We start from the raw sequence: 12,485 nt of genomic DNA on the forward strand, positions 1-12,485 counted from the left end.
GTGTTTCCCATTGTTATATACAATGGAGGCAGGGCATGGAAAGCCCCGCAGGATGTGGAGGCGCTTTTTGCTCCCATGCCGGAGAGCCTGAAAATGTACCGGCCCCGACATCGGCATTTTTTGCTGGACGAAAGCCGGGTGCCCGCCGACGCGCTGGACAAAAGCAGGGGCCTGGCCGCCCAACTCCTGAAGCTGGAACGGGCGCAGGAGCCGGAAGAAGTCCGGCAGATCGTCCAAGAGTTGATACGCCGCCTTCACGGGCCGGAGTATGTGGTTTTGCGCCGGGCCTTTACCGTATGGCTGGGGCGAGTTGTGCTCAAACGCTCCGGGATCACAGAAGACATCCCCGAATTTCAAGACTTGCGGGAGGTGGATGCCATGTTGGAAGAACGCGCCGCTCAGTGGAAGGACGAATACATTCGGCAAGGTGTAGTGATCGGAAAGGCGGAAGGCAAGGCTGAAGGATTTGGCCTGGCCTTGCAGGATTTGCTGGAGGCGCGCTTTGGCACGCTTCCCCAGTCCGTGACTTCCTATATTGCCAGTTGCAGGCTGTTGTTGACCGGATCAAAGATGGCAGCAAGATGATGTGATTTGCATCTTCAGCAAAACATGATGGCCGCCTGTGCTTCTGCCAGGCGGCTTTTTGGGGAAAATCCTGCACTACACCAGTTCATTCCGTGGAACAATCGCGAGCTTGTACCCCATAGGAGTCAGCACTTTGAAAAGTGTGTCTATTTGCGGCGTAACCCTCATTCGCTCAAGGCGTGCAACAGCAGACTGTTTGAGACCCGCCGCTTCAGCCAGTTGTCCCTGAGTTAGCCCCTTGGCCTCACGCGCTTCAATCAGCTTGCCAATCAATTCCACTTCAAATTCGATTCTCGCGCGCTCAGCGGGTGATACATTAGTGTCATCGTTATAGAAATCACGAAAGTTTGTGCTTGACATATCACTTGTTCCTCTCAAGAAAATCCTTCAAGTTTTTGATTGCCTTCTCTATTTCTTTTGCGGGTGTTTTTTGCGTCTTTTTTACAAAATGATGCAATAGCACAAATTTATTGTCACGCCAATAAAAGAAAAGTATTCGATGCGCCAAAGGGCGCATTTCCCAAAGGTCACCATCAAGATGTTTTATCTGTGGCTCTCCAATCCGCGTCCCATATGTTTCCAAAACTCGTAGATACGTCAGTATTTTTTGGTACTGAATACGGGCATCCTTGCTCGTCCGGGCCTTGTTGCGAAGTTCAAGCAAAACTTCTTTGACCGGTTGTGATCCGTTTTTGTCTTCATAAAATTCCACTTCAAACATCGGGGTTCCTCTGTCATGCTTCTTTTATAACAAATTTGTTATCGAGGTCAAGGCGGTAGGGGGGCAAGGAGGTGGCGCAACGCGGACTACTGAAAATACACGATATCGTTGCGGTGCGCCTGTCAATGTGGAGAGACGGAAGTTTTCATTTTCCTGCGCAGAAGTTTTCAGGGCCGTCAGGGGGAGTCAGGGGGGAGGCGTCTGTGGCGGCCCTGCCTGTGCCGCGGCCTCCGCCGACAGCCTGAGGCGGCGGAGCACACGGGCCTGGGCAGGCACGGAAGCGTCCTTTTTCAGGATCTGCCAGATGCGCCGGTCAGAGAGGCCGTGCAGGCGGGCCAGACGGCTCACGGCGGTGACGCTGCTCACGCCGCGCGCTGTGCGGCGGCTGAAATCCGCAATGATTTCGTGCTGGCGCAGGCGCGTCAACAGGGCGCTGCAACGCGGCACGTACACGCTTGTGCCGCCAAAAACCGCCATCAGCCTGCGCAGGGCCGGACGCCCCAGAGTGCGGCACAGGGGGTGGCGGTTGTCGGCAGGTTCGGTGCGGGGCACGCGCAAAGTCTGGCCCCCGCAGTGGTGCAGCAGCCGCCAAAAGCGGCGTATGTCGCCCAGGGCGTTCCAGAGCAGGCGGGCATTTTCCGGCAGGTGGGGCAGCAGCTCGCGCCACGCGCGTTCCTCCTCGGCCAGCTTCAGGGCATGGCCCCAGGACGGGGCGGAGGATGCATGCGGAGCGGCTGCGGCCGCAGGCCGGGCAGTGCCGCAGGCAGGAGGAAGGCCGCTCCACGGGCCGCGCTTACTGGAGGGCATGGCTGGCCTCCGTGCCGGACGCTGCCGCAGACGGCGGGGGAGATACCGCCTCCAGCCTGTCGGCCAGCAGGCGCAGGTGGTCTGTGGCCAGGCGCAAAAAAGGACGTTGCCCCGCAGCGGCTCCGGCCTCCAGAATGTCCAGCACAGTGCTGACGTTGCGGATGTTGTGGTGCAGTTCACGCATGCCGTGCTCCTCGAAAAAAATGTTCTGCAATGCGGCTACAGCCAATGCCGCGCCCTGCTGCGGCCACGGCGGCGGCCAAACAGGAAATAGCGTTTTTCTTGTGCGCTATCAAGGAAAAGTTTTTATACAAAAGAAAAGTTTTATACCATTTATACCAAATAGATAAAAAGAAAATTCTGCACTTTTCGGGGGAAATTTCTGCGCAGAAAATTTTTTCTTGAAAAAAATAGTTGGTTTTTTTCAAGGAAAAATTGCATGATCGGGCGGGTTGCCTGCGGGTTGCCCAACGCCGTGACGGTCATGCCTTTTTGCGGCGCGGCAGGCGGATTTTGCGCATCGGGCAACCGCAAAACTTTTCCCGGAGGGTGCCATGCCCGGAGAAAAATGTTCCCCGGAGCGGGCTTTTGCCCGGCGTCTGCGGCAGCGCAGGGAAGAACTGGGCCTGCGCAAGCAGGAGATTGCCCGGCGCGCGGGCCTGAGCCTGACCACCATCCAGCAGTACGAAAACGGCCAGTTGCCCAAGAGCCTGCACGCCCTTGCGCTGGCGGAAATCCTGAACTGCTCGCTGGACTGGCTTTTGGCGGGCCGGGGAGACGCCGGGGACGGCCTGTACGACACGCCCGAAACGCGGCTGGTGATGGTTCCGCTGGCCGAGGCGCGGCTTTCTGCGGGCACGGGCAGTCTGGAAACCGGCGGCGACGTGCTGCGCCACTACGCCTTTCGCTGGGATTTTCTGCGGCGCAAGGGCAATCCCGGCCAGATGGTTCTTTTGCGCGTGTCCGGCGACAGCATGCAGCCGCGCATTCTGCACAATGATGTGGTGCTCATCGACCAGAGCCGGCGCGACCCCGAACCGGGGCGCATCTATGCCGTGGGCGTGGAAGACATGGTCTATCTCAAGGTGGTCAACGCCGTGCCCGGACGTCTGGTACTTTCCAGCATCAATCCGGACTATCCGCCCATCGAGGCTCCCGCCGGGGAACAGATGGACACGGCGGTGCGCATCATCGGCAAGGCGGTCTGGGTGGGGAGAGAGCTGGAATAAAACCCGCCTATTTGCCGGAGGCAGGGGATGGTCTGGTCAGGTCATAGTCGTGCGAACTGGCCAGATTGCGGTTCCAGGCGCGGATGGCGGCTCCCTGCGAGACAGACCATTGCTGCGAGGTTTGCCCACAGGAGCAGACCACCCGCCAGACTTCCTGTCTGCGGCCGGGGGGCAGCATGGACTCCAGATGGGCATTGGTGCATCCGCAGGCAAGGCAGGGGCGGATGGTGTGCGGATCAAGCTCTTTCATAATTTCTTCAGCGTAGCAGCTTTTTTGGGGGGATACAAGAAATCCTTTGGGGCGCACAGCGGCAAGAAAATGCTGGACAAGACCGCCCGCTGTACAGAAGATGGGGGCCGTGCCCGTGCTGCCCGCGCCGTATTGGACGCGCCTGTTTTGCCGCAAGGAGAGAAAGATTTTTCATGCCCGTGCTCATGCCCACCCCTCCCGCAAAATCCCCCAAACGCCTGCTGCCCGTGGCGGCGGCTGTGGGCATTGCGCTTGCGCTGGCCTGGCATTTTTGGGGGGGCGGCACGTCTTCCGGCCCTGACGCGGCAGGCGGGCGCGCCCCGGTGCGCGTGGCCGTGGCCCGCGCGCAGACTGTGCCCCATTTTCTCACGGGCATGGGCACGGTGCTTCCTTCCAGCGATGTGCTTGTCACCAGCCGGGTGGACGGCCGCCTGCTGCGCCTGCACTTTGCCGACGGGCAGCGCGTGGCTGCCGGCGATTTGCTGGCAGAGGTCGACCCGCGCCCCTTTCAGGCCTCGCTGGAACAGGCCGAAGGCGCCCTTGCCAGAGATCAGGCCCTGCTGGACAATGCCCGCAAGGATCTGACCCGCTACGCCCGGCTGGCCGGGAGCGATTTTATCGCCGGGCAGCAATACGAAACCCAGCGCGCCCTTGTGCGCCAGTACGAGGGCACGGTGCTTGCCGGAAAGGCCGCTGTGGACGCGGCCCGCCTTCAGGTGGAGTACAGCCGCATTACCGCGCCGGTGTCGGGCCGCCTGGGGCTGCGCGTGGTGGACGAAGGCAACATGATCAAGAGTTCCGACAGCGGGGGCATTGTGCGCATCACCGAGCTCAGCCCCTGCGAGGTGGTTTTCAGCCTGCCCGAAACCCGCCTCCCCCTGGTGCTTGCCGCCCTGCGTGAGGCCGCCGCGCACGCAGAGGGCGCAGAAGGGGGCAAAGCCCTGCTGGTGCAGGCCTGGGACCGGGAGCAGAAAAAACTTCTGGCCGAAGGGCATCTGCTCACGCTGGACAACCAGATCGACGCGGCCACGGGCACCGTGCGCCTCAAGGCCCGCTTTGCCAATGCCGACGAAAGCCTGTATCCCAACCAGTTTGTCAACGCCCGCCTTCTGCTGCGCCGTGTGCGCGATGCGGTGACCGTGCCCTCCACGGCGGTGCAGTTGGGCAGGCGCGGTTTTTACGTGTATGTGGCGGCTCCTGACGCAGGGGGCGGCCCTGTGGCCTCCCTGCGCGTGGTCACGCCCGGCCTGGAAGCCGGAGAGGTGACGGTTATCGACCAGGGGCTTGCCGCTGGCGAACAGGTGGTGACGGACGGGCTGGACCGACTGCGCGACGGCCTGGGCGTGAGCATTGCGGCAACGCTGGACACTCCGGCGGCAGAGGCGGCAGCCCCCTGAAAGCCGCGTACCGGACGGCGGGGCTTTTTTTGACGCCGCAGGGCCGCCCGCGGGAGCCAGAAACGCCATGAATTTTTCGCGCGTCTTCATTCTCCGGCCTGTGGCCACCTCCCTGCTCATGGCGGCCCTTTTGCTGTCGGGCCTGCTGGGCTACCGCTATCTGCCCGTGGCGGCGCTGCCGCAGATCGACTATCCCACCATTCAGGTGCAGACCTTTTATCCCGGCGCGTCGGCTGAAGTCATGGCCGCTGTGGTCACGGCTCCGCTGGAGCGCCAGTTCGGCGTCATGCCCGGCCTGTTGCAGATGCACTCCCTGTCCGGCGACGGGGCATCGGCCATCACCCTGCAATTTGACCTTTCCCTAGCTCTGGATGTGGCGGAACAGAGCGTGCAGGCGGCCATCAATGCCGCCGCCAACCTGCTGCCCGGCGAACTGCCCCAGCCTCCGGTCTACTACAAGGTCAATCCCGCTGATCCGCCGGTCATCACTCTGGCTGTCACCAGCGATACCGTGCCCCTGCCGCATCTGTCAGACCTGGTGGACACGCGCATGGCCCGGAAAATCGCGCAGCTTCCGGGCGTGGGGCTGGTAACGCTTTCCGGCGGGCAGCGCCCGGCGGTGCGCGTACAGATCAATCCGCCCGCTCTGGCCAGCGCCGGATACACCCTGGCCGATGTGCGCGCGGCCATTGCCGCAGCCAACGTCAATGCCGCCAAGGGCAGTTTTGACGGCCCCCTGCGCGCCAGATCCATTGACGCCAACGACCAGCTGACTTCCGCGCAGGAGTACGCCCGCACGGTCATCGGCCACAAAGACGGCATGGCCCTGCGCCTGGAAGATGTGGCCGAAGTCACGGAAGGGGTGGAGGACGCCCGCCTGGCGGCCTGGGTGGCCGAAGAGGGCGGCAACCTGCGCCCGGCCATTGTGCTTTCGGTGCAGCGCCAGCCCGGAGCCAACGTCATCGGCGTGGCCGACAGCGTGACGCGCCTTCTGCCCCGCCTCACGCAGAGCCTGCCCGGCAATGTGGAAGTACGCGTGCTGGCCGACCGCACCACCACCGTGCGGGCCACGGTGCGCGACGTGCAGGTGGAGCTTTTGCTGGCAGTGGCGCTGGTCATCTGGGTCATCTGGCTTTTCCTGCGCAATGCGGAGGCCACGGTCATTCCCGCGCTGGCCGTGCCCCTTTCGCTGGTGGGCACGCTGGGCGTCATGCATCTGGCCGGGTATTCGCTCAACAACCTCACCCTGATGGCCCTGGTCATTGCCACCGGCTTTGTGGTGGACGACGCCATTGTGGTCATCGAAAACATTTCCCGGTATCTGGAAAAAGGCATGAATCCCGCGCGCGCGGCTCTGGTGGGCGCGGGGCAGATCGGCTTTACCATTCTTTCGCTGACGGTTTCGCTGGTGGCCGTGCTCATTCCGCTGCTGTTCATGGGGGATGTGGCAGGCCGCCTGTTCCGCGAGTTTGCCGTGACCCTGGCCGTGACCATCCTTCTTTCGGCGGTCATTTCTCTGACGTTGACGCCCATGCTCTGCGCCTTCATGCTGCGCGGGGCGGGCAGGGGGCGGCAGGCAGGGGGCGGGGACTTTTTTGCGGGGCTTCTGGGCTGGTACGAAAAAGCCCTGGACGCGGTGCTGCGGCGGCAGGGGCTGATGCTGGCCGTGGCGGCGGGCACGCTGGCCTGTACGGCCTTTCTGTATGTGGCGACGCCCAAGGGTTTTTTCCCCGTGCAGGACACGGGCGTTCTGCTGGGCGTGGCCACGGCCCCGCAGGACACGTCCTTTGCCGCCATGAGCGAACGCCAGCAGGAGTTGGCTGCGCTGATTCTTGCGGACCCTGCCGTGGAAAGCGTGGTCTTTTTTGTGGGGGTGGACGGCATCAACCAGACCACAGCCACCTCTCGCTGCAACGTGACCCTGAAGCCCCTTGCCCGGCGCGATGCGCGCGCTCCCGCCATTGCCCGCCGCATCATGCAGGCCGCAGCCCGTGATTTGCCGGGCATGAGCCTCGCGCTGCAAGCCGTGCAGGACCTGACCATCGAGGACCGCGTGGCGCGCGGCAACTACCAGATGACTCTGGAGGCGCTCGGCGCGGAACAACTGGAGGAATGGACCCCGCGCCTGGTGGCGGCCCTGCGCGCGCGGCCCGAACTGGAAAACGTGCACAGCGACCTTCTGCCCCCCGGCCGCATGCTCTGGCTTGATATTGACCGCGACACCGCAGGGCGCATGGGCATCAGCATGACGGCCATTGACAATGCCCTCCACGATGCCCTGGGGCAGAGGCAGGTTTCCACCATTTTCACCCAGACCAACCAGTACAAGGTGGTGCTGGAAGCTGCGCCGCGTTTTCGCAACGGGCCGCAAGCGCTGGAAAACATGTATGTGTCCGGCGGTCAGGGCAATCCTGTGCCGCTCACGGCTCTGGTGCGCGCCGAGGAACGGTCTGCGCGGCTTTCTGTGGCGCGGCAGGGGCAGTTCCCCGCGACAACCATTTCTTTTGACGTGGCCCCCGGTTCGTCTCTGGGCGCGGCGGTGAACGCCATCGCGCGCGCGGAGCGGGAACTGGGCATGCCCCCGGCCCTGCGCAGCCAGTTTCAGGGCGCGGCGCGAGCCTTTGCCGCTTCGGCAAGCGACAGGCTGTGGCTCATTCTGGCCGCTGTGGTGACCATGTATATTGTGCTGGGCGTGCTCTACGAAAGCTGCATCCACCCGCTGACCATCCTCTCCACCCTGCCCTCGGCGGGCATCGGGGCGCTGCTGGCCCTGCTGCTGGCCGGGATGGAACTGGGGGTCATGGGCATTATCGGCATTATCCTGCTCATCGGCATTGTCAAGAAAAACGCCATCATGATGATCGACTTTGCCCTGGAGGCCGAACGCAGGGAAGGCAAGCCCCCGCTGGAAGCCATCAGGCAGGCCTGCCTTTTGCGCCTGCGGCCCATCCTCATGACCACTCTGGCGGCCCTGCTGGGCGCGCTGCCGCTCATGCTGGGCTGGGGCATGGGCGCGGAACTGCGGCGGCCTCTGGGCGTGACCATGGTGGGGGGCCTGCTGGTCAGTCAGGTGCTCACGCTGTTCACAACGCCGGTCATTTACCTCTGGTTTGACCGTTTGAGCCGCCGTTTGCGGGGGGTTGCCCCGGCTTCTTCGCCGGGCACGCCCGCACCGTCCGACCCTGCACCTTTGCCCGGCCCGCTTTTTTCGTCCGGCCCGCTGTCCGACCCGGAGATGTCCGGAGCATCCGGCCATGCCGCGCCCAAGGCGCGGGAGCGGTCATGACCACAGGCGCCCGCGCTGCGGCCGGAGAGGACGGCGGACGCCGCCACCGCCTGGGGCCGGAAAGTCTGCCCCTGAACATTTCCGCGCCCTTTGTCCGGCGGCCCGTGGCCACAACCTTGCTGACCCTCGCCATTGCGCTGGCCGGTGTGGTGGCCTTTGGCCTTTTGCCCGTGGCTCCCCTGCCGCAGGTGGATTTTCCGGTGGTGGTGGTGCGGGCCTCCCTGCCCGGCGCAGGGCCGGAAACCATGGCCGCCACGGTGGCCGCGCCGCTGGAGCGCGCGCTGGGACGCATTGCGGGCATCACCGAAATGACTTCCCACAGCAGCCTCGGCTCCAGCGAAGTGACCTTGCAGTTTGATCTGGATCGCTCCATCGACGGGGCGGCCCGCGACGTGCAGGCGGCCATCAACGCCGCCTGGGCCACCCTGCCTTCGCTGCCGTCCAATCCCTCCTGGCGCAAGGTGAATCCCGCGGGCGCGCCCATCATGGTCCTTTCGGTCACGTCCGACGCCCTGACGCGCGAGCAGCTCTACGATGCGGCCTCCACGGTTCTGGCCCAGAAGATTTCGCAGCTTTCCGGCGTGGGCGAAGTGATTGTGGGCGGCGGCGCGCTGCCTGCGGTGCGGGTGCGGGTCATCCCCGATGCGCTCAACCGCGCCGGGCTGGTCATGGAGGACGTGCGCGCGGCCCTGCGGGCGGCCAACGCCTTTTTGCCCAAGGGCCAGTTGGAAAACGACAGGACATTCTGGCTTGTGGGAGCCAGCGACCAGTTGCACCGGGCCGGGGACTACCGCTCGCTGGTGGTCGCTGTGAAGGACGGCAGGATCATCCGCCTTGCCGATGTGGCCGGGGTGGAGGACGGGCCGCAGAACACGCGGGTCATGGCTGTCTCCAACGGGCGGCCTGCCGTGCTGCTGATCATTTTTCGCGAACCGGGGGCCAACATCATCCAGACCGTGGACAACATCCGGAGGCTGGTTCCCCAACTGCGCTCCTGGCTGCCGGAGAGCGCGGATCTGGAAGTGCGCATGGACCGCTCGCGGACCATCAGGGCATCCCTGCGCGAGGTGGAAAAAAGCCTGCTGCTGGCCGTGGCGCTGGTGGTCATGGTGACCTTTCTCTTTTTGCGCAACGGCCGGGCGGCGGCCATTCCCGCGGCGGCGCTGCCGGTTTCGCTGGTGGGCACCTTCGGCGTCATGTATTTGTGCGGGTTCAGCCTGAACAATCTTTCGCTCATGGCCCTCACGGTTTCCACCGGCTTTGTGGTGGACGACGCCATTGTGGTGCTGGAAAACATCGTGCGGCGGCTGGAGAGCGGGTGCAGCCCGCTGCGCGCGGCCCTGCGCGGGGCGCGGGAGGTGGGCTTTACCGTTGTGTCCATCACCCTTTCGCTGGTGGCGGTGTTTGCGCCCATTGTGTTCATGGGCGGCATGGTGGGGCGGCTGTTTGGCGAGTTTGCCGTGGTGCTGACCACGGCGGTTCTGGTGTCCATGGCGGTTTCGCTGACCACAACGCCCATGATGTGCGCGTTTCTTCTCAAGCCGGTGGCCGCAGACAGCGCGGCAGAGCGCGCGCCCGGCACACGCGGGCGGCTGCGCGGCCTTGCGGCGCGGCTGGGGGATGCGCTGGCGCGCCTGCCGGAGGGAATGCGGGCGGGCTATGCCCGCACACTGCCTGTGGTGCTGCGCCATCCGCGCCTGACGCTGTTTTCGCTCGTGCTGGTCATGGCAGGCACGGTCTGGATGTATGTGACGGTGCCCAAGGGCTTTTTTCCCGTGCAGGACACGGGCGTGATCCTGGGGGGGATGCGTGCCGACCAGAGCGCGTCCTTTCAGGTCATGGAAGAAAAATTCGCGCGCCTTGTGAGCGTTATCCGTTCCGACCCGGCGGTGCAGCAGGTTTCGGGGCATATTTCCGGATCGCGCGGCGGCGGGGGTATCTTCATTGCCCTCAAACCGCTGGAGGAGCGGGGAATCAGCGCCACGGGCGTCATCAACCGTTTGCGGGGCAGGCTCATGGCCGAGCCGGGCATGCAGATTTTTTTGCAGCCCGCGCAGGACATCATGATGGGCGGGCGCGGCGCGCGCTCCCAGTACCAGTACACCCTGCAGGCGGACAATCTGGACGAACTGCGCGCCTGGGGCCGCCGCTTGCAGCAGGAAATGGCCTCACTGCCCGTTTTTCGGGATGTGGACAGCGATATCGAGGAACGCGGCCTGCAAACCCTGGTCACGGCCGACCGCGATGCCCTGGCCCGCCTGGGACTCGGCATGCGGGATGTGGACAATGCCCTGGGCAATGCCTTCGGGCAGAGCCAGGTTTCCACCATCTACCGCGACAGGAACCAGTACCGCGTGGTGCTGGAATATGCCCCCGCCTGGCTGGAAGGGCCAAAGGCGCTGGAAAAGGTCTTTCTGCCCGGCAGGGACGGGCCTGTGCCCCTGCTGGCCGTGGCCGAAGTCACGCCGGGTTTCGCGCCGCTGTCCGTGGCGCATCAGGGGCAGTTTGCGGCGGTAACGCTGTCTTTCAACCTGGCGGCGGGCGCGGCGCCTTCGCAGGCGCAGGCCGCGCTGGACGAGGCGCGGGTGCGGCTGGGCATGCCCGCATCGGTGGTGGGCGGCTTTCAGGGCACGGCCAGAATGTTCAGCGATACGGCGGGCAATCAGGTCATCATTCTGCTGGCCGCGCTGGCCGCGCTCTATATTGTGCTGGGCGTGCTGTACGAAAGCCTGGTGCATCCGCTGACCATTCTTTCCACCCTGCCGTCGGCGGGCTGCGGGGCGCTGCTGGCCCTCATGCTTTTTGACATGGAATTCAGCGTCATTGCGCTCATCGGCGTGCTGCTGCTGTGCGGTATTGTGAAGAAAAACGCCATCATGCTGGTGGATTTTGCGCTGGCGGCCGCGCGCGAGCGCAAGCTTGCGCCGGAAGAAGGCATTCGGCAGGCCTGCATGCTGCGCTTCAGGCCCATCATGATGACCACGGCAGCGGCGGTGCTGGGTGCTTTGCCCCTGGCCCTGGGGCAGGGCGACGGCGCGGAGATGCACCGCCCCCTGGGCGTGACCATTGTGGGCGGGCTGTTGGTCAGTCAGGTGCTGACGCTGTATACCACGCCTGTGGTCTACCTTGCCCTTGACCGGTTGCGGCTGCGCTTTCGGCGCTGGCGGTTGCGCGCGCGGTACGGGCAGGCAACCGCCGCCCGGCTGGAAAGACTCCGGGGGTGAGGAGGTGCAATCCCCCCGAAAAAATGGTAGCTTTTGAAGATAGAATTTCCCATACTCATGAAGCGGGAGATTTTACATGAAAAAGTCACCGTTTACAGACAGCCGGATTCTGGCGATTTTGAAGCAGGCCGAAAACGGTATGCCGGTAACGGAACTTTGCCGCCAGCACAGGATGAGCAGTGCAGCTTTCTACAAGCGACGAGCAAAATACGGCGGCATGGACGCCTCACTGATGGCACGGATGAAGGAGTTGGAGCGGGAAAACGCCCGCCTGAAAAAGATGTACGCAGATGCGCAACTGCGTGCCGAGGTCGTGCAGGAGGCTCTTGCAAAAAAGTGGTGAGGCCATCTCTGCGTGCAGAGATGGCCAAAGAGCCGTGGATGAGAAAAAATGAGCATCCGATACATTCAAGCCGGGGAAACCGCAGCAAAACGGCTATGCCGAACGCTATAACCGAACCGTGCGGTATGACTGGTTGAATCAGTATCTCTTTAAATCTTTGGATTCAGGTTTTTCCACAGCTTATCTCTCTGGAATTATACCAATGAACGGCCCAACATGGGCATCGGTGGCATCACCTTGGCCATGAAACTGAAGCGGACGGCATAGGCTCTACTTTTGAAACCTACCACAAATGGGGAGATTACACCTCAAGGAGAATATTCATGCTGTTACACAGTATCCAGTTGAAGAATTTTTTGTCCTACGGGCCAAATTCTCAACCTCTGGCCTTGCAAAAACTTAATATTATCATCGGGGCAAATGGTTCTGGAAAATCCAACCTGCTTGAAGCGATTGCGTTGCTTAAATCCACACCGCAAGAGCTGGTACGGCCTATTAGATTAGAAGTCATCTCATAATCAATCTGAGCAAAATCATGATGCAGCCCAGTTGCGCCATTGCCAGAAAGTTTTCTGCATGAAACTCGTATCTTACGACAAGGCGGCGGAAGTTTTGCAGCCAGGCGAACCGCCGCTCGACTTTC

12 protein-coding genes and 2 pseudogenes are annotated in these 12,485 nt (G+C 63.0%); 8 read left to right on the forward strand and 6 right to left on the reverse strand.

Annotated elements, in window-relative coordinates:
• Positions 1 to 585: Rpn family recombination-promoting nuclease/putative transposase (locus EII23_RS10990; protein WP_185702377.1), on the forward strand; the 585-nt coding region annotated here is incomplete at its 5' end.
• 75 nt (positions 586 to 660) lie between these two features.
• Here EII23_RS10990 and EII23_RS10995 read toward each other — a convergent pair.
• The 5 genes from EII23_RS10995 to EII23_RS11015 all read right to left on the reverse strand — a co-directional run bounded on the left by EII23_RS10995 (position 661) and on the right by EII23_RS11015 (position 2,647).
• On the reverse strand, positions 661 to 945 hold the full coding sequence (locus EII23_RS10995) for a helix-turn-helix domain-containing protein (protein WP_124793414.1): 285 nt from the start codon (positions 943 to 945) through the stop codon (positions 661 to 663).
• Position 946: 1 nt separating this feature from the next.
• Positions 947 to 1,306 carry a type II toxin-antitoxin system RelE/ParE family toxin gene (locus EII23_RS11000; RefSeq protein WP_124793415.1) on the reverse strand — a complete coding sequence of 120 codons (360 nt, stop codon included), beginning with the start codon at positions 1,304 to 1,306 and terminating at the stop codon, positions 947 to 949.
• Between the two features lie 186 nt (positions 1,307 to 1,492).
• The gene (locus EII23_RS11005) at positions 1,493 to 2,113 is read right to left on the reverse strand and encodes a Mor transcription activator family protein (RefSeq protein WP_124793416.1); all 621 of its coding nucleotides are present in this window, start codon (positions 2,111 to 2,113) and stop codon (positions 1,493 to 1,495) included.
• Positions 2,100 to 2,297 (reverse strand): hypothetical protein, encoded by a 198-nt coding sequence (locus EII23_RS11010; protein ID WP_124793417.1) that lies wholly within the window; start codon positions 2,295 to 2,297, stop codon positions 2,100 to 2,102. The genes EII23_RS11005 and EII23_RS11010 overlap by 14 nt, the downstream gene beginning before the upstream one ends.
• A 149-nt stretch (positions 2,298 to 2,446) precedes the next feature.
• Positions 2,447 to 2,647 carry a hypothetical protein gene (locus EII23_RS11015; RefSeq protein ID WP_124793418.1) on the reverse strand — a complete coding sequence of 67 codons (201 nt, stop codon included), beginning with the start codon at positions 2,645 to 2,647 and terminating at the stop codon, positions 2,447 to 2,449.
• A 20-nt stretch (positions 2,648 to 2,667) separates the two neighbouring features.
• Between EII23_RS11015 and EII23_RS11020 the strand changes: the two genes are divergently transcribed.
• A complete protein-coding gene (locus EII23_RS11020; RefSeq protein WP_124793419.1) occupies positions 2,668 to 3,342 on the forward strand; it encodes a helix-turn-helix transcriptional regulator in 675 nt (224 codons plus the stop codon).
• Between the two features lie 7 nt (positions 3,343 to 3,349).
• On the opposite strand, the gene EII23_RS13480 is transcribed toward EII23_RS11020, so the two are convergent.
• Complete coding sequence (locus EII23_RS13480; RefSeq protein ID WP_260424699.1) at positions 3,350 to 3,748, reverse strand: hypothetical protein; 399 nt, start codon at positions 3,746 to 3,748, stop codon at positions 3,350 to 3,352.
• A 17-nt stretch (positions 3,749 to 3,765) separates the two neighbouring features.
• On the opposite strand from EII23_RS13480, the gene EII23_RS11030 reads away from it, so the two are divergent.
• The 6 genes and pseudogenes from EII23_RS11030 to EII23_RS11050 all read left to right on the forward strand — a co-directional run bounded on the left by EII23_RS11030 (position 3,766) and on the right by EII23_RS11050 (position 12,360).
• Positions 3,766 to 4,989, forward strand: a complete 1,224-nt coding sequence (locus EII23_RS11030; protein ID WP_260424700.1) for an MdtA/MuxA family multidrug efflux RND transporter periplasmic adaptor subunit — start codon at positions 3,766 to 3,768, stop codon at positions 4,987 to 4,989.
• A gap of 67 nt (positions 4,990 to 5,056) precedes the next feature.
• Positions 5,057 to 8,275: an efflux RND transporter permease subunit gene (locus EII23_RS11035; protein WP_124793420.1), complete on the forward strand. Its 3,219-nt coding sequence runs from the start codon at positions 5,057 to 5,059 to the stop codon at positions 8,273 to 8,275.
• Positions 8,272 to 11,499, forward strand: a complete 3,228-nt coding sequence (locus tag EII23_RS11040) for an efflux RND transporter permease subunit (protein WP_124793421.1) — start codon at positions 8,272 to 8,274, stop codon at positions 11,497 to 11,499. Before EII23_RS11035 ends, EII23_RS11040 begins: the two co-directional genes overlap by 4 nt.
• A 76-nt stretch (positions 11,500 to 11,575) precedes the next feature.
• Positions 11,576 to 11,868, forward strand: a pseudogene (locus tag EII23_RS13485) (transposase); the annotation flags it as partial.
• 86 nt (positions 11,869 to 11,954) lie between these two features.
• Positions 11,955 to 12,089 (forward strand): annotated as a pseudogene (locus tag EII23_RS13490) (hypothetical protein); the annotation flags it as partial.
• Positions 12,090 to 12,165: 76 nt separating this feature from the next.
• Positions 12,166 to 12,360, forward strand: coding sequence for an AAA family ATPase (locus EII23_RS11050; RefSeq protein ID WP_185702378.1), 195 nt, complete (start codon positions 12,166 to 12,168; stop codon positions 12,358 to 12,360).
• Positions 12,361 to 12,485: the final 125 nt, after the last annotated feature.

The organism is Desulfovibrio sp. OH1186_COT-070 (assembly GCF_003860215.1).
GTDB lineage: Bacteria > Desulfobacterota > Desulfovibrionia > Desulfovibrionales > Desulfovibrionaceae > Desulfovibrio.